This window comes from Maribacter sp. X9 (assembly GCF_048537565.1).
Taxonomy (GTDB): Bacteria; Bacteroidota; Bacteroidia; order Flavobacteriales; family Flavobacteriaceae; genus Maribacter.
In genome coordinates, this window is record NZ_CP183215.1 from 3,601,522 (window position 1) to 3,619,677 (window position 18,156).

At 39.3% G+C, this 18,156-nt stretch carries 11 protein-coding genes; 7 read left to right on the plus strand and 4 right to left on the minus strand.

What is annotated here, in order from left to right:
- Positions 1–102: 102 nt before the first annotated feature.
- The gene (locus ACNR9Q_RS15345) at positions 103–2,139 is read right to left on the minus strand and encodes an HD family phosphohydrolase (protein WP_419212106.1); all 2,037 of its coding nucleotides are present in this window, start codon (positions 2,137–2,139) and stop codon (positions 103–105) included.
- A gap of 119 nt (positions 2,140–2,258) precedes the next feature.
- Here ACNR9Q_RS15345 and ACNR9Q_RS15350 point away from each other — a divergent pair, with 119 nt between their 5' ends.
- Together ACNR9Q_RS15350 and ACNR9Q_RS15355 are read left to right on the plus strand one after the other, a co-directional pair.
- Complete coding sequence (locus ACNR9Q_RS15350; protein WP_419212107.1) at positions 2,259–3,434, plus strand: acetyl-CoA C-acyltransferase; 1,176 nt, start codon at positions 2,259–2,261, stop codon at positions 3,432–3,434.
- Positions 3,435–3,452: 18 nt separating this feature from the next.
- The gene (locus tag ACNR9Q_RS15355) at positions 3,453–4,205 is read left to right on the plus strand and encodes an NlpC/P60 family protein (protein ID WP_419212108.1); all 753 of its coding nucleotides are present in this window, start codon (positions 3,453–3,455) and stop codon (positions 4,203–4,205) included.
- 46 nt (positions 4,206–4,251) lie between these two features.
- Here the strand turns inward: ACNR9Q_RS15355 and ACNR9Q_RS15360 are convergent, their stop codons facing one another.
- Positions 4,252–5,514 carry a tetratricopeptide repeat protein gene (locus ACNR9Q_RS15360; protein WP_419212109.1) on the minus strand — a complete coding sequence of 421 codons (1,263 nt, stop codon included), beginning with the start codon at positions 5,512–5,514 and terminating at the stop codon, positions 4,252–4,254.
- A 32-nt stretch (positions 5,515–5,546) separates the two neighbouring features.
- Positions 5,547–8,081: a DNA gyrase subunit A gene (gene gyrA / locus ACNR9Q_RS15365; protein WP_419212110.1), complete on the minus strand. Its 2,535-nt coding sequence runs from the start codon at positions 8,079–8,081 to the stop codon at positions 5,547–5,549.
- A gap of 259 nt (positions 8,082–8,340) precedes the next feature.
- Between gyrA and ACNR9Q_RS15370 the strand changes: the two genes are divergently transcribed.
- Both ACNR9Q_RS15370 and ACNR9Q_RS15375 read left to right on the plus strand, forming a co-directional pair.
- Positions 8,341–10,896, plus strand: a complete 2,556-nt coding sequence (locus ACNR9Q_RS15370; RefSeq protein ID WP_419212111.1) for an ATP-dependent Clp protease ATP-binding subunit — start codon at positions 8,341–8,343, stop codon at positions 10,894–10,896.
- A 199-nt stretch (positions 10,897–11,095) separates the two neighbouring features.
- Positions 11,096–11,497, plus strand: coding sequence for an STAS/SEC14 domain-containing protein (locus ACNR9Q_RS15375; RefSeq protein ID WP_419212112.1), 402 nt, complete (start codon positions 11,096–11,098; stop codon positions 11,495–11,497).
- 23 nt (positions 11,498–11,520) lie between these two features.
- Here the strand turns inward: ACNR9Q_RS15375 and ACNR9Q_RS15380 are convergent, their stop codons facing one another.
- Positions 11,521–13,059, minus strand: coding sequence for an NAD(P)H-hydrate dehydratase (locus ACNR9Q_RS15380; RefSeq protein ID WP_419212113.1), 1,539 nt, complete (start codon positions 13,057–13,059; stop codon positions 11,521–11,523).
- 268 nt (positions 13,060–13,327) lie between these two features.
- Between ACNR9Q_RS15380 and thrA the strand changes: the two genes are divergently transcribed.
- From thrA to thrC, 3 genes are read left to right on the plus strand one after another with little or no spacing between them, the layout of a single operon-like run.
- Complete coding sequence (gene thrA, locus ACNR9Q_RS15385) at positions 13,328–15,769, plus strand: bifunctional aspartate kinase/homoserine dehydrogenase I (protein WP_419212114.1); 2,442 nt, start codon at positions 13,328–13,330, stop codon at positions 15,767–15,769.
- A 3-nt stretch (positions 15,770–15,772) separates the two neighbouring features.
- Positions 15,773–16,699 carry a homoserine kinase gene (locus ACNR9Q_RS15390; protein WP_419212115.1) on the plus strand — a complete coding sequence of 309 codons (927 nt, stop codon included), beginning with the start codon at positions 15,773–15,775 and terminating at the stop codon, positions 16,697–16,699.
- 26 nt (positions 16,700–16,725) lie between these two features.
- Positions 16,726–18,021 carry a threonine synthase gene (thrC, locus tag ACNR9Q_RS15395; RefSeq protein WP_419212116.1) on the plus strand — a complete coding sequence of 432 codons (1,296 nt, stop codon included), beginning with the start codon at positions 16,726–16,728 and terminating at the stop codon, positions 18,019–18,021.
- The last annotated feature ends 135 nt before the right edge of the window (positions 18,022–18,156 follow it).

The following is an 18,156-nucleotide window of genomic DNA, read 5'->3' on the forward strand; positions in this document are numbered from 1 at the left end:
TTCAATGAACTTTTGCTTCGTTAAGCGGATGCAAATGTATATTTATAAGCCGTCTTACACAACTATTTTTTATATTTTTTTCAATATAAAATTACACCCCTGTCACTCAGGATATTCCACCCGTAAATGATAAATATTCGTAAGCTTTTGTTTGAATATTTTCTTAATTGTTTCAATTTCCTTGAAGGTAATGTCCGCATTCAAAAATTGATTCGCCTTCATTTGACCCGATATTATCTTATCTACAAATTCATCAATAATCAAAAACGTAGGGTCTTTTAAACTTTTAGATGCTGCTTCGACCGAATCGGCCATCATCAATATTGCCGTTTCCCTAGAAAAAGGTAGTGGTCCGGGATATCTAAAATCTGCTTCACTAACGTCTTCTTCCAAATCTCGTTGTTTCTTATAAAAATAATAAACCAAGGTCGTTCCATGATGTGAGCGTATAAAATCAATGATACGATCAGGAATATTATTTTTGCGTGCCAATTCGATTCCCTTAATAACATGGTCGATAATAATGCGCGCACTATCCTTCGGGTTTAATTCGTCATGTGGATTCACATTAGTTATTTGATTCTCGGTAAAAAAGGTAGGATCGTTCATTTTACCTATATCATGGTACAAGGCCCCTACCCGTACCAACATGGCATTAGCTCCTATCTCATTCGCAGCGGCTTCAGCCAAATTCGCCACTTGTAACGAGTGATTAAAGGTGCCCGGTGCCTTATTGGATAATTCTTTAAGTAACTTCGAATTAGTATCTGAAAGCTCTAAAAGAGAGACATCGGATACGAGACCGAATAACTTTTCATAAATGTAAATAAGTGGCTGCACAAACAAAGTAATCATTCCGTTCAAGAGAAAAAGTCCTAACGTGTACCATTCAATATCACTTAAATCACCTTCATGAATAGTATGAAAAGCCAAATACCCGATAATATAAATTAGCGTTATCTGACCTACGCTCACGAATAAATTGGCGCGTTTATAAAGCTCGGATACCGTTAGGATAGTTACAATACCGGCAATGATTTGAAGAAAGATATACTCAAAACTATTTGGCACGACAAAGCCTAATATCAAAACCGTAAGTACATGGACGAACAGACCTAATCGGGCATCAAAGAATGTTTTAAGTATTAACGGTAGTATGCATAATGGCACCACGAACACCAATTGGTCATTGTATTTTATCACCATGGTCGTCATAAAGACCATCAGTAGGATATTGAAAAATATGAAGGTTACTTTGGTGTTGTTTTCATAAACGCCTTTTCTATATTTCTTGAGAAATAAATAGAGCATAATCAAGACAAGGGCGACTAATACCGTATACCCGATTAAGATATAATAGTAATTATTAGCGGTCCATAATTCAGATTCATACTCGTCTTTTAAAGATTCTAAAACCTTTAAGTTATCCGCCTCCACAACCTCTCCTTTTGCGATTATCAACCTTCCCTGATCAACGGTTCCACGGGTATAGGAGAGTTTAGACAAAGCTTCTTCCCTAGCCTTTTGGGTCAACTCGTTATCGAAACTTACATTTGGGGCTATCAGGTCAAAAAAGAGGGATTGGATTTCGTTCTCAAAAATCGAAAGATTGTTCTCTGACAATACCTTACTGACTAAATGATTAATTTCATTCAACCTAAAAAAATCCGAAACCCTAACTTTCTCGGCCTCATTATCCTTAACCAGATAGATAAAATTTCGCTGAACTTGTTTCCCATTATTTTGTAGAATGCCTTTGGCATAAATAGAATCCAAAATAAATTTAGAAAATTCCCGTAAACGCTTTTTTTGGGCCTTCCTAAGTCCGGTTCCTTCCCATTTCTTATTAAATGCTTCTTCAAACTTCTCATTCACATTTTCAACGACCCTCTGATCGTATTTGAAATAAGGAAGTTGACCACTCTCTATGGCCTGGGTTTCCTTAGCAATTTCTTCATCAGTTTTTTTGATAGAAAAATCAAAAGGCGCGTAGAGATTTTCGTATTGCCAAGGTTTTCCTTTTTGAAACTCATATTTAAATTTGCCTCCCTTAGGCAGGAAAAAAACAATAAATGCTACAGCCGCTACATACAGTACATATTTAAAAATCAGCGATTGCTTTTTATAAAGGTTATCCAAAAGAAATAATTAATGAGTTGATCAAAAATAGAAAATAATAAACTGATAATTAGTAATTGAAACGATAACCCGTGGGTTGGTACAGAATTTAGTAATTTCGTCAAATCAAATTTTTTATCATGAAAGAGGTTGTTATAGTTTCTGCAGTACGAACGCCAATAGGGAGTTTCATGGGTGCCCTATCGACAATACCAGCTCCTAAACTGGGAGCTATAGCCATTGAGGGTGCACTAAAAAGAATAAAACTGGATCCTTCCTTAGTGAATGAAGTTCTCATGGGAAATGTCGTACAGGCGGGCACTGGGCAAGCACCCGCTCGACAGGCCGCTATATTCGCTGGAATCCCAAATACTGTTCCTTGCACCACAATTAATAAAGTATGCGCCTCTGGAATGAAGGCGGTAATGCAAGGTGTACAAGCAATAGCCTTGGGAGATGCCGATATCATAGTTGCAGGGGGAATGGAAAATATGAGCCTTATACCCCATTACGCTTATATGCGTACAGGAACAAAATTTGGGCCTACCACTTTAATCGATGGCATGCAAAAAGATGGTTTGGTTGATGCATATGACCAGAATGCCATGGGTATTTGTGCTGATGCGTGCGCTTTAAAATATGATTTCTCAAGGGAAGATCAAGATGCATATGCCATCCAGTCCTACAATCGGTCCTCAAAGGCTTGGGAAAATGGTAATTTTGATAATGAAATTGTTCCGGTTCCGGTTCCACAACGACGCGGTGAACCTGTAGTAGTAAAAGAAGATGAAGAATATTCAAATGTATTCATAGATAAAATTCCCAACTTAAGGCCTGCCTTCTCAAAGGACGGAACAGTTACCGCCGCAAATGCCTCAACAATTAATGACGGTGCCGCTGCACTTGTTCTTATGAGCAGGGAAAAAGCAAAAGAACTCAATTTACAACCTTTGGCCACAATCAGAGGATATGCCGATGCCGCACATGAACCGGAGTGGTTCACAACTGCTCCTGCAAAAGCATTACCAAAAGCCTTGAAAAAAGCAAATTTAACAATAGAGGAAATTGACTTTTTTGAATTTAACGAGGCCTTCTCTGTGGTTGGGTTGGCCAATATGAAATTATTGGGATTAAACGATAGCAATGTCAATGTTAACGGCGGGGCAGTCTCATTAGGACATCCATTGGGATGCTCTGGCGCTCGTATCCTAATTACATTGTTGAACGTTTTGGAGCAAAATAATGCCAAATTGGGTGCGGCCGCCATTTGTAATGGTGGCGGAGGTGCTTCGGCAATCATTATAGAAAGAGCTTAAGCGAATTAAAATAATTACATGCAATACGGTATTTGTCACTTAAGCATTATTCCGGTAAGAAGTTCTCCGGATGAAATATCGGAAATGTTGACCGAACTCTTATTCGGAGAACATTTTAAGGTTTTGGAATCTAGAAAAAACTGGTCCCGAATAAAAACCATTTTCGATAAATGTGAAGGTTGGGTCATGAATAGCCAACTCGTCTTTATTTCCGAAGATGAGTTCGTGACGTTACAGCAAAACAAAAAACGGAGATATCTTTCCGAGCTTATTTCTTTTGTTGAAGACGAACATCACATATTAACGCCTATATTACTGGGATCCAGTGTACCCGACACACCTTCATTACCCATCGATTTAGACGGAGCAATTATGAGCGGACCTCAGCCAAAAAAAAATCTGGTCAAAACGTCATTACTATACCTGAACGCTCCAGAAATTAAAGGCGGCAAGACTCCGTTTGGGATAGATGCAGCAGGGTTTACCCAAATGGTCTACAAAATAAATGGATATGGACTCTTACGCACTGCGGAAAATCAATCTACACAAGGTACCGCTCTTAGTTTTGTGGAGGAAAGTGAAGCAGGAGATTTAGCTTTTTTTGATAACTCCAATGGCTTGATAGATCACGTAGGCATCATTATGGACAATAACTATGTAATACATGTGAACGGTAGGGTTCGCATTGACCGTATAGACCACACCGGAATATTCAATAATGATTTAAGAACGTATACCCATCAACTTCGGGTGATTAAGAAAATCATATAAAAAAAGGCCCTTAAAAAGGGCCTTTCCATTTTTTGAAATGTAAGGATTATTCTCCCATCATTTTCTTGATTCTCATGAAGTTTTCATTATCGCCCATAGCCCCGTAAATATTTTTAAGCTGTGTCATAATGTTCTCGTTGGAAGGATTCGTTTTCAACGCCTCTTCCAAAACCTCTGCACCTTGCTTGAACAAACTATCTTTCTTCTCTTTCAACTCGTCATACTTCGCGATATCGGCCTTAGAATTCCCCAAAGAGTTCATTTCATCGATCATTTCATTTCCTTCGTTAACATAAGTTGTAGAAAGGTTTAAATAGGCGTTGGTATATTTTGGATCAATAGCGATTGCTTTTTTATAAGACTCTCTTGCATCTTCAAAATTTCCTTGCTCCATACTAATTACACCTACATTGTAATGAAGGTCTGGATTATCTGGGGCCAAAGCTATCGCTTCTGCCATAAGCTCTTTGAACTTATCTTTATTCCCTTGATTGAAGTAAAGATTAGCTTCGTTCAAAATAAGGTTTACATCTTCAGGATCATTGACCCTTGCAGCCTTATAGGCTTCCAATGCTTTTTCGTCTTGCCCTAATTGCGTATAGATCAAAGCGGTGTTCTTTACAATTTCAGCTTTTTTCGAAGGAGTTCTCTCATCTAATGGATTCGTATAACTACCTGATTTCACCATCAAGTCCCTTTGCATTTTCTCCATTTCCTCGACCTCTCCAGTTGCTGCATTAGTGGCCTTGTAAACAACACCACTACCATCATAACCTAACTCCTGAAGTTTATTGTAATAATCCAATGCCATTTCATAATGACCACCGTTCACGGCACTACCCGCTGCATAGTATAAATAAGAAGTATCTCTTGGACTAAGCGTATAGCTCATATATAATTTCTCGGCAGCTTCCTTAAACTTGCTATTTCCATTGTCAGTGACAGCAGAATTAACAAGATCTGCCGTCAAAGAAGCCATATATTGATTTGTTTCATCCGAATATTTTTTCTTTCCAGATTTGTCTTCGATCTCAATAACCTTCTTAAAAGAGGTCGCCGCCTTTTCAAAAGCATCGTTATCGCCCTTTTTAGCCAAATCACTATAAATCTTACCCCGGGTAAAATAATATTGTGCTTGTAATTTTTCATCGGCAGAAGCTATTGTCCCCGATGCAGCCTCAATAGCCGTTTTGGCCGATGCGGCATCACCATCTTTCATGGCTTTCTCTGCGTCCTTTATTTCATCTTTTTGTGCAAAACCGACCATTGTGAAAGTCAATGCCGCAACAAGTAAATACCTATTCTTCATTTTTGATATATTAAATATTAGTGTTTAAAAAATTATGATGTTATTTCATCGGTATCATCCGTATCAATCTCTGTGCCATCTTCCGCATCAACCTCTATATCAAGTAATTCCGCTTCTTCCAAATCATCTTCTTCTTTCATTACTTTGGCTACGGCTGCAATTGAATCATTATCTCGAATATTAATAAGCCTAACACCTTGTGTCGCTCTACCCATTACACGTAAATCTTCAACGCTCATGCGAATTGCAATACCCGATTTATTGATTATCATAAGGTCATCGGAATCGGTTACATTTTTTATTGCGACCAGTCCACCCGTCTTTTGGGTCACACTAATGGTCTTGACTCCTTTACCTCCTCTATTGGTAACTCTGTAATCTTCAATACTTGATCGTTTACCGTAGCCCTTCTCTGAAACCACGAGTATTTCATCCTCAAAATTATGGACAGAAACCATACCTATAACCTCATCGTCATCATTGGCGAGGGTAATTCCACGTACACCGGAAGCATTTCTTCCCATCGGTCTAGTTTTTCCTTCTTCAAATCGAATCGCCTTTCCAGATTTAAGCCCAAGGAATATTTGACTTGTTCCTGTAGTTAATTTTGCTTCCAACAATTCATCTCCGTCCCTTACAGTAATCGCATTGATTCCGTTTTGACGTGGTCTTGAATATTGCTCCAAAGAAGTCTTTTTGACAATCCCCTTTTTGGTGGCCATAATTACAAAGTGACCGTTTACGTAGTCTTCATCTTTTAGATCCTGGGTACAGATAAAAGCTTTAACGCTGTCATCCTGCTCAATATTAATAAGGTTTTGTATTGCTCGACCTTTTGATGTTCTACTACCTTCAGGTATTTCAAAAACACGCATCCAGAAACATTTTCCCTTTTGCGTAAAGAACAACATATATTGGTGGTTGGTACCCACAAAAAGATGTTCCAAGAAATCTTCATTACGGGTAGAAGATGCTTTCTGTCCTACGCCGCCCCTGTTTTGAGTTTTATATTCAGATAAAGGTGTTCTTTTGATATATCCAGCATGCGAAATGGTAATAACCACCTGCTCGTCTGGAATCATATCTTCCATACTTAAATCTCCGCCTGCAATATTGATTTCAGAACGTCTTTCATCGCCATACTTATCTTTTATTTCTAGAAGCTCATCCTTAATGATCTGCATTCTACGTTCTTTTTTCTCAAGAATATCCTTTAAATCGGCGATGGTCAAAATGATTTCATCATATTCCGTTCTAAGTTTATCCTGCTCCAGACCCGTAAGTTGACGTAATCGCATTTCTACGATGGCCTTCGCTTGAATCTCACTCAGTTTAAAGCGTTCCATCAAGTTTTCACGGGCTTGATCCGCATTACTTGAGGCCCTTATGATCGCGATTACTTCATCGATATTATCGGATGCAATAATCAATCCCTCCAAAATGTGGGCGCGATCTTCGGCCTTTTTCAATTCGAACTGTGTTCGTCTAACCACAACCTCATGACGATGTTCCACGAAGTAGTGAATCATCTCCTTCACGTTCAATAATTGTGGCCTACCTTTGACAAGCGCAATATTATTGACACTGAACGAGGTTTGCAAAGCCGTATATTTATACAGCATGTTCAACACAATATTAGGAATAGCATCTCTTTTTAATATGTAGACGATTCGCATACCATTACGGTCAGACTCGTCCCGAATGTTTGCAATACCTTCTATTTTCTTTTCATTGACAAGATCAGCGGTTTTCTTAATCATATCGGCTTTGTTCACCTGATACGGAATCTCATGGACAATGATACATTCTTTACCTTGAACCTCTTCAAAAGTGGCCTTCGCCCGCATCATTACGCGTCCCCTTCCAGTATGAAAGGCCTCTTTAACGCCATCATATCCATAAATAATACCTCCTGTTGGAAAATCAGGAGCTTTTATATGGGTGATGATCTCATCAATGGTTATATCGTTATTGTCGATATAAGCGACCGTACCATCAACGACCTCAGATAAATTGTGAGGAGGCATATTGGTAGCCATACCTACCGCAATACCAGAAGCACCGTTAACCAATAAGCTAGGAACCCTAGTAGGAAGAACAGTCGGCTCTTTCAAAGAATCATCAAAGTTCAATTGATAATCTACAGTTTCCTTTTCTATATCGATAAGCATATCATCGGCAATCTTACGCATACGGGCTTCGGTATAACGCATTGCCGCGGGGCTGTCGCCATCTATTGAACCAAAGTTACCTTGACCGTCTACAAGCATGTAACGCAGACTCCACTCTTGGGCCATACGAACCATCGCATCGTATACAGATGTATCGCCATGCGGGTGATACTTACCAAGAACCTCCCCGACAATACGGGCCGATTTTTTATGGGAACTATTACTTCTAACCCCTAATTCATGCATGCCAAAAAGAACGCGTCTGTGTACTGGTTTTAACCCGTCCCTGACATCTGGCAGGGCTCGTGACACAATGACCGACATTGAGTAATCAATGTAGGCAGATTTCATTTCCTCTTCAATGTTAATGGGAATCAATTTTTCACCTTCAGCCATTTTAAAATCTTCTGTTTTTTAATTAGTAAAAAAGCATGCCAATATACTTAAATCCGAGGCGTTCCTAGAATATAAGGCTTTAATAATATCATAATTTATTAACACCAATCCGATGAATGTTAATTTTTGAACTATACGGTTATTTTAATGCTTTCGGATGTGCTTTTTACAGGTTTTACAATAACTTTAACGATTATAGGTATGGTATTTGCCATTGATTAAAGGAGATTTAGTAATTTTATAGTTGATAACATAGTATATGGATGATAATTTTTCCCCAAGAGTAAAGGATGTAATTGCTTACAGCAAGGAAGAAGCATTGCGTCTTGGTCACGATTTTATCGGTACCGAGCACTTAATGTTAGGTCTTCTAAGAGATGGGAATGGGAAGGCCATTAGCATATTGGATGCTTTGGAAGTTGACTTGGATCATTTACGAAGAAAAGTAGAGATCCTCAGCCCTTCTAACCCCAATGCTAGTGGGATACAAAAAGATAAAAAGAATCTACACCTAACCAGGCAAGCGGAACGCGCTTTAAAAACCACGTTTTTAGAAGCGAAACTTTTTCAGAGTTCTTCGATAAATACCGCTCACCTGTTACTTTGTATTCTTAGAAATGAAAACGACCCGACGACCAAACTTTTACACAAGTTAAAAGTTGATTACGATGGTGTCAAGGAACAATTCAAGTTTATGATAGCAAGTGATGACGATATGGTAGATGGCCCAACAGCCGAATCTTTCCCTAGTGATTCAGATGAAAGCGCCGAAGGAAAGGAAAGTACATTTGGTTCTACTGCTGGGCAAAAAGGTGCTAAAAAATCTAAAACCCCTGTTTTAGACAATTTTGGAAGGGACCTTACCCAAATGGCAGAAGAAAATAAGTTAGACCCTGTTGTTGGCCGAGAAAAAGAAATAGAGCGGGTTTCTCAAATTTTGAGTCGAAGAAAAAAGAACAACCCGTTACTCATTGGAGAACCAGGAGTTGGTAAAAGTGCAATTGCCGAAGGTTTGGCCTTACGCATCATAAATAAAAAAGTTTCAAGAATTCTTTACAATAAAAGAGTCGTGACGCTTGACTTGGCTTCTTTGGTTGCAGGCACAAAATACCGCGGCCAATTTGAAGAACGTATGAAGGCCGTCATGAATGAACTTGAAAAAAATGACGACGTTATTTTATTCATAGATGAAATACATACCATTGTGGGTGCTGGTGGTGCAACCGGAAGTTTAGATGCTTCCAACATGTTCAAGCCCGCATTGGCAAGAGGTGAAATTCAATGTATCGGTGCTACGACATTAGATGAATATAGACAGTATATTGAAAAAGATGGTGCTTTGGAAAGACGGTTTCAAAAAGTAATTGTGGAGCCAACTACCGTAGAAGAGACCATCGAAATTTTACACAACATCAAAGGAAAATACGAAGACCATCATAACGTCACGTATACCGATGAAGCTATTGAAGCCTGTGTGAAATTGACCAATAGGTACATGACCGATCGATTTCTCCCAGACAAGGCCATAGACGCTTTGGATGAGGCAGGTTCACGCGTACACATCGTAAATATGGATGTTCCAAAACAGATTCTTGAATTGGAAAAGAAATTGGAAGATGTGCGAGAGCTTAAAAATAGTGTCGTCAAAAAACAAAAGTATGAAGAGGCGGCTAAACTTAGGGATGATGAAAAGAGTTTAGAAAAAGAACTTTCCATTGCCCAAGAACGATGGGAAGATGATAGCAAGCTGAACAAAGAAACGGTAAGTGAAGATAATGTTGCCGACGTAGTTTCTATGATGAGCGGTATTCCTGTAAATAGAATCGCTCAAACTGAAAGTAATAAGCTGGCCGAGCTCCCTCAACTTATCAAGTCGAATGTAATTGGTCAAGATGATGCCGTTGCCAAGGTTTCGAAAGCTATACAACGTAACAGGGCCGGACTTAAAGATCCCAACAAACCTATTGGTTCATTTATCTTTTTAGGACAAACTGGCGTTGGTAAAACCCAATTGGCCAAAGTACTTGCAAAAGAATTATTCGATTCAGAAGATGCGTTGATACGTATTGATATGAGTGAGTATATGGAGAAGTTTGCCATATCACGCCTGGTGGGAGCACCCCCAGGATATGTAGGCTACGAAGAAGGTGGACAGCTGACCGAAAAGGTTAGAAGAAAGCCCTACTCCGTTATTTTACTTGATGAAGTTGAAAAAGCACATCCAGATGTGTTCAATATGCTTTTACAAGTGTTGGATGATGGTTATTTAACCGATAGTCTTGGTCGTAAAATAGATTTTAGGAATACGATCATTATCATGACCTCGAACATTGGAGCGAGACAATTGAAAGATTTCGGACAAGGCGTCGGGTTCGGTACTTCAGCAAGAAAAACCCAAGAAGATACCCATCAAAAAGGAGTCATTGAAAATGCCCTCAAAAAAGCATTTGCTCCTGAATTTTTGAATAGGATCGACGACGTTATCGTTTTCAATGCCTTGGAGAGAGAGCATATTCATCAAATTATTGATATTGAACTCTCCAAATTGTTTAAAAGAATTAAGGATATAGGTTATATCTTAAACTTATCGGATAATGCAAAAGATTATATCGCCGAGAAAGGGTTTGACAAGCAATATGGGGCGAGACCGCTTAAGAGAGCCATTCAAAAATATATTGAAGATGCCCTTGCAGAAGAAATAGTGAATTCAAAGCTTAAAGAAGGTGATACCATTTTTATCGACCTTGATGAAAAGAGTGAGGAACTGACTATTAAAATCGAGAAGGCAGAAGAAGAATCTCCTAAAACGAAATAATTCCGTTTTTTTACAGTATCAAAAAGGAGTCCATAAATGGACTCCTTTTTTTGTATTCCATTCTGAAATGTAAGAAACCAAATACAAGGATTATCGGCCAAACGCAGTATGAACGATATTTGCGCTTTTAGTCTAATAATTTATTTAAACTTTAAAGTTCAATCTACTTTCGCTTCAGACACACTATAATATACACCGAATGAAAATTGGATCTACCAAAAAAAAGGTAATCGTACGCGAGTATGAATTGGAAGTAGGAAAAATTCAAGTATTTGAAAATTATATGGTATCCATATTTGATGAAGGGGCAACATTAACTTTAGAGCGGGCCTATCAAATAATTGGTATTTCAGAAATTCATTTTAGGGATAAAAATTTCGGATTTATTAGCCTTCGCACAAATTCGTTCGCAATTGACCCTACGATTTACAATTACCTAAAACAACTTGACAATCTAAAGGCTTTTGCCATTGTCTCCATAAAGGAAATTGACATGCATAATTTTAAGATTGAGAAATTGTTCTACAAAAAACCAATGAAGTTTTTTATTGAGTATGATAATGCACTTAAATGGGTGAAAAGAAGGGTTAACGCTTCTTAATCACCCTTTTTAAATCAGTTGTATTAATTTTCTTCCTCAGCTTGGGGTAGATTTGGTACCTTAAATAAATCAAGGTAAGCATTGCCTAAATTATTAATGATTTTTGATGCGGTTAATGCCTGATAACCCGTTTTTTCAACAGCGATATCGCCGGCCTTTCCATGAATATAAACACCGAATAGCGCCGCAGTTAAAGCGTCATAACCTTGTGCTACGAATGCGGTAATAATTCCGGTTAGTGTATCGCCACTTCCAGCGGTTGCCATCCCAGGATTGCCCGTGGTATTGACATAGCCTTTTCCTTCAAAAACAACCATTGTATTCGCTCCTTTTATTACAATGATGCAATTGTGTTCTTGAGAGAACGCTTTAACCTTTTCCAATTTGTCAAAATCATCATTCCACTTCCCAATTAAACGTTCCAATTCTTTTGGGTGCGGTGTTAAAATTGTGTGCTTTGGCAATTTGCTCAACAACTCTTGGTTTTTTGAAAGGATGTTAAGTCCATCGGCATCAATAATTAAGGGACAGGTATTTCTATCCAAAAATTCAGAAAAAGCCTTTACGGTTTTATCCTCGGTCCCTATACCCATACCAATTCCAATAACTGTAGGTTCAATTTCAAATTGTATATCCGTAAGAAAATCTTCAGCAGGATCAGTGAGCACCATTATTTCAGGCAATGCGGTCTGTAGTATGGCATATCCTATTTTAGGTACAAATGAGGTCACTAAACCACTTCCCGCTTCCAAGGCGGCCCTAGATGCCAAACAGACCGAACCTATTTTACCATAACTTCCACCGATAATCAAAGAGTGTCCATAAGTACCTTTATGACCGTATTTTTCCCGAGGTTGGTACAAGGTCAAAATTTCGTTTTTTCCGATTAGCTCATAGTTTGTATCGGTCTCCATTAAAAACTCAGCATCCAGCCCTATGTCTAAAACCTCCCACTGGCCTATGAAAGGCCCTGTCTCTGGTAAAAAAAACACGAGCTTCGGAGTTTGAAAACTCAAGACAAAATTCGATTTAATGATCGTTTCGAAGTCTTTTGGGGCTTGATCGGTAAACAAACCAGATGGAATATCGATTGATAGAATAAAAGCCTTGGAAGTATTTAAATGTTGGATCAATTTAGCTACCCAAGGATCAGGTTTCCTATTCAATCCGATGCCAAAAATTCCATCAACAATTATATCCTCTTCACCGATTACTGGAAGTTCATCATCAGAATTCATGAAAATCGGCCAAATTTTATGCTCTTTTAATCGATCTAAATTGATTAGAAAATCTTTGGATCGCTTTTCACTATAGTTCACAACATACACTACAATATTATACCCGTGTTCCAATAAGTGTCTTGCCAATGCAATACCATCTCCTCCATTGTTCCCGATACCACAGAACAAATGAATTTTCACAGGAGCTCCCTGCATTCGTAAGTGCATCCAATTAAATAATTGTAATGCAGCACGTTCCATTAACTCATCACCAGTAATTCCTTGTTTTTTTACAGTTATCTGATCTGCTTTATAAATTTGTTTAGCACTGAATAGCTTCATTATTTATTTCTTTTTTGATTAAATAGTAACGATTCGGTAAAAAATTGTGGAATCATTTGTTTAGGATATCAAAAGTACTACTTTTGACGCTCAACCATTAGTATTATGGACTGCGATAAGACAGACATAAAATTCGATTTCACTTCAGTAAATAACCGCTATGGTTCAACAACTGTATGGTTTACCCTTTGGGGTTAAAAAAACTATATTTCTCCGTTTTTGTGTTTAATTACACCATATCTTTTTAAGAAGTCAATATTACAATATCATGAAAGTTCTAAAATTCGGTGGTTCGTCAGTAGCCAAAGCTGAAAATATACTTAAAATAAAGAATATCCTATCCCAAGAGGAAGATCAACTTATTTTGGTCGTCTCGGCCTTAGGAGGTGTTACCGATTCTTTACTGGAAGCCGGTTTATTGGCTTCACAGCAGGATTCGGACTATAAAAAATTGCTTTTAGCCTTAGAAGAAAGGCATTTACAAACGGTTAAGGAGTTAATTCCCGTTACCGCTCAGAGCAAAGTTTTAAGCAAAGTAAAGAGTGAATTCAATATCCTGGAAACCTTACTGGAAGGTGCTTTTTTTATCGGAGAAATAACACCAAAGTTATCCGATAAGATCATGAGTTATGGAGAATTACTTTCCTCTTACATTATTAGCGAATACTTGATCAGTGAGCAACTCAATGCAGTGTTCAAAGACAGTAGGGAATTGATTATTACGCAAAAAGTAAACGGAAAAAATTCCGTCAATTTTGGCAAAACTAACAAGAATTGTCAAGATTATTTTAATACTTCCGATACAAAAATAACCGTCTGTCCCGGTTTTATTTCGAGTTCTGAAACTGGGGATTCCACCACTTTAGGAAGAGGTGGATCAGATTACACCGCGGCCATTTACGCCGCAGCCGTAGATGCCCATATTCTAGAGATTTGGACGGACGTAAGTGGTATGTTTACCGCTAACCCAAAAATGGTGAAGCAGGCTAAAGCGATACCTCATATTTCTTATGAAGAAGCGATGGAACTTTCACATTTTGGAGCTAAAGTTTTGTATCCTCCGACCATACAGCCGGTATTGTCTAAAGGGATTTCCATTATCATCAAAAATACCTTTAATCCGGAAGAAGCGGGAACCCTAATCACCAAATCCAAAAATGAAAAGGGTAAAACGGTTCGTGGAATAAGCCATATTGGCAATATGGCCCTATTATCGCTCGAAGGTCCGGGAATGGTGGGTATTCCAGGTATTTCCAAAAGATTTTTTGAAGTACTATCACTAGCGGATATTAGTGTTGTATTAATTACTCAAGCTTCCTCCGAACACTCCATTTGCGTAGGTATTTCTGCCGATGATATCGAAAAAGCGGTGAACGTGGTCAACGAGGCGTTTGAATATGAAATTGAAAGAGGACGAATTAAAAAGGTGATCCCAGAGAAAGATTTGGCTATCGTAGCCCTGGTTGGTGATAATATGAAAAGTCACCAAGGCCTCAGTGGAAAAATGTTCAGTACCCTAGGTAGAAACAACGTAAATATTAGGGTCATTGCCCAAGGTGCATCGGAGCGAAACATATCGTGCATCATAGATCAAAAGGATGTCAAGAAAGCCCTAAACGCATTGCATGAAGAATTCTTTGAGGAGAACATCAAACAACTTAACCTATTTGTCATGGGTGTGGGTAATGTAGGGGCTAAATTTTTGGAACAAATACGTTCCCAACGTAAATATCTCAAAGAGAATTTAAAATTGAATATCAGGGTCATTGGTATGTCCAACTCGCGTACGATGCTTTTCGATGAAAAGGGCATTGAACTTAACGATTGGAAGAACCTGTTAAACAACGGCGAAAAAGCCAATAAAGAAAAGTTTCTGGAGAAGGTGAATTCCTTGAATTATAGGAATAGCATTTTTGTTGATAACACGGCAAGCCAAGAGGTTTCTACCTCTTATGCGAATTATTTAGGCAATAGCATTTCGGTCGTAACCTGCAACAAAATTGCTTGTTCCTCTGCCTATGACAATTACGCCAACCTCAAATCGTTGGCTAGAACGTACAATGCGCCCTTCCTGTTCGAAACCAATGTTGGTGCGGGTCTGCCCATCATCGATACCTTAAAGCATTTAATAGCTTCGGGGGATAAGATTTTGAAAATCCAGGCCGTTCTATCCGGTAGTTTGAATTTCGTATTCAACAATTTCAATAAAGAAACTACCTTTCATGACGTGGTCAAACGCGCCCAGGAAGAGGGATATACGGAACCGGACCCTAAAATTGATTTAAGTGGTATCGATGTGATGCGTAAGATTTTAATCCTTGCTAGGGAAAGTGGAAACCGATTGGAAATCGAGGATATTCAAAACAAACCCTTCTTACCGGAAGAAAGTCTGAATACCACTACTAACGAAGATTTCTTCGCTTCCCTAAAGAAACATGAAGATCATTTTCAATCCTTATTTGCCCATGCAGAGGCAGCGAATAGTAAATTGAAATATGTTGCCCAGTTTGATGGCGGTGTCGCCAGTGTAGGCCTGCAGGAAATACCCAAGGGACACGATTTCTACAATTTGGAAGGAAGTGATAACATCGTTTTATTTTATACGGAAAGATACCCTAACCAACCCATGATCATCAAAGGTGCCGGAGCCGGAGCCGCGGTGACCGCCTCGGGTATATTTGCGGATATCATTAGAATTGGAAATTTTTAAATCATGAAGGCAAACGAAATCAAGGTTTTTTGTCCCGCGACCATCGCCAATATTTCCTGCGGATTCGATGTTCTTGGAGTTGCCCTCGATGCGGTAGGCGATGAAATGACCGTTAGAAAAATCGAAGAAAAGGGGATAAAGATCACCAAACTGATAGGTCAGGATTTGCCGATGGAAACCCATAAAAATGTTGCTGGCGTTGCCGGATTGGCTTTGCTTTTGGCTTCGGATTATGACGGCGGTTTTGAAATAGAGATCAATAAAAAAATAAAACCAGGTAGTGGTATTGGCAGTAGTGCGGCCAGCTCGGCCGGTGCTGTTTGGGCCATGAACCACTTATTGGGAAACCCGTTCCAATCGACGGAATTGGTACGGTTCGCCATGGAAGGCGAACGTTTGGCAAGTGACGTAGCCCATGCGGATAATGTAGCTCCCGCCCTATTTGGTGGCTTCACCCTAGTGCGTAGTTATGAACCCTTGGACATTGTTCCCATTCCAGCCCCTGCGGATTTATTCGCTACCATTATCCATCCACAAATAGAGATCAAGACCTCAGATTCCCGGAAAATCCTTAAGACCACCATCTCCATGGAAACGGGCATCAAGCAATGGGGAAATGTTGGCGGACTCATCGCTGGTTTGTTTATGGAGGATTATGATTTAATTGGCCGATCTTTGGTCGACCACATTGTAGAGCCTATTCGCTCCATACTTATCCCGGGGTTTGACGAAGTAAAGAAAGCCTCCCTTAAAGCCGGTGCTCTAGGCGCTGGCATTTCAGGATCAGGTCCGTCAATTTTCGCCTTGAGCAAAGGCAATGAAACCGCTTTAAAAGTAGCCGATGCAATGAAAAAGGTCTATGAGCAAATTGGTATCGATTATGAAATCCATGTTTCTAAAATCAACATGGACGGCGTAAGACCCATCTAATTTTTAAAAATTTAAATTCATCAACATTGAAATTCTACAGCCTTAACCATAAAGCCCCAGATGTAACTTTTGACCAAGCTGTTGTCAATGGCATTGCGCCTGACAAGGGACTTTATTTTCCAGAAGACATCAGTCCGTTACCTACTTCATTCTTTGAACACATTGAAGATCTAAGCAATGAGGAAATAGCGTTTAGGTCCATCCAAAAATTTGTAGAAGGCGTAATTCCCGATGATGTGTTGAAAACCATTCTTAAAGAGGTTTTGGATTTCGACTTTCCCGTGGTAAAAATAACAGAGAACATAGCGACCTTAGAATTGTTCCATGGACCCACCATGGCTTTCAAAGACGTGGGGGCGCGTTTCATGGCCCAATGTTTAGGATATTTTTCGAGGTCTTCCAAAGAGGAAGTAACGGTTCTGGTGGCCACATCCGGTGATACCGGTGGTGCGGTTGCCAACGGCTTTTTAGGTGTTGAAGGTGTTAAAGTAGTCATCCTCTACCCTAGCGGAAAAGTTAGCGATATCCAAGAAAGACAGCTCACCACTTTGGGACAGAACATTACGGCCCTTCAAGTTGATGGTACTTTTGATGATTGCCAAGCCATGGTTAAAACCGCCTTTTTAGATCAGGATTTACTGTCGGAAATGAAACTGACCTCTGCCAATTCCATTAATGTGGCCCGATGGTTGCCCCAACTTTTTTACTTTTTATTCGCTTACAAACAGGCGAAATCCGTCGGAAAAGAAATCATCTTTTCGGTACCTTCCGGTAATTTTGGGAATATCTGTGCAGGGATGGTGGCCCAACGTTTGGGGATGCCGGTCAAGCACTTTATAGCGGCGACCAATGTAAACGATACGGTTCCGGAATTCATGCTGACCAAGGAATATAAACCAAAGCCCTCTACCGCAACCATTTCAAATGCGATGGACGTTGGTGATCCCAGTAATTTTATACGGATCAGACAATTGTTCCAAGATAATTTTGAAGCCTTGCAAAAAAACTTCTCCTCGTATTCCTTTGATGACCATCAGACCAAAAAAGCTTTAAAGGAAATTTACGATATCAACGGATACATCTCAGATCCGCACGGTGCTGTAGGTTATCTCGGACTTAAAAAATATCAAACCAACCATCCCGACACTTATGGTATCTTTTTAGAAACGGCACATCCCGTAAAATTTATGGATGTGGTCGAGGAAACCCTTTCAGAGAAGTTGGAGATTCCGGCGCAAATCCAAAAAGTAATGCACAAAGATAAAAAGTATATCAACATTGCCACTTATACCGATTTAAAATCCTTCTTACTAGAGGACTAATCTAGTTTAGGAAGTTTAAAATCGTCAAGCGCACTAGGCTAGGTTGTTGCATCATGGCTTTAATAGCTTCGGTAGTTCTGGGCGCCATCGCGGAAAGGTTGACCGGACCATTTTCGGTTATCAAAATATCGTCCT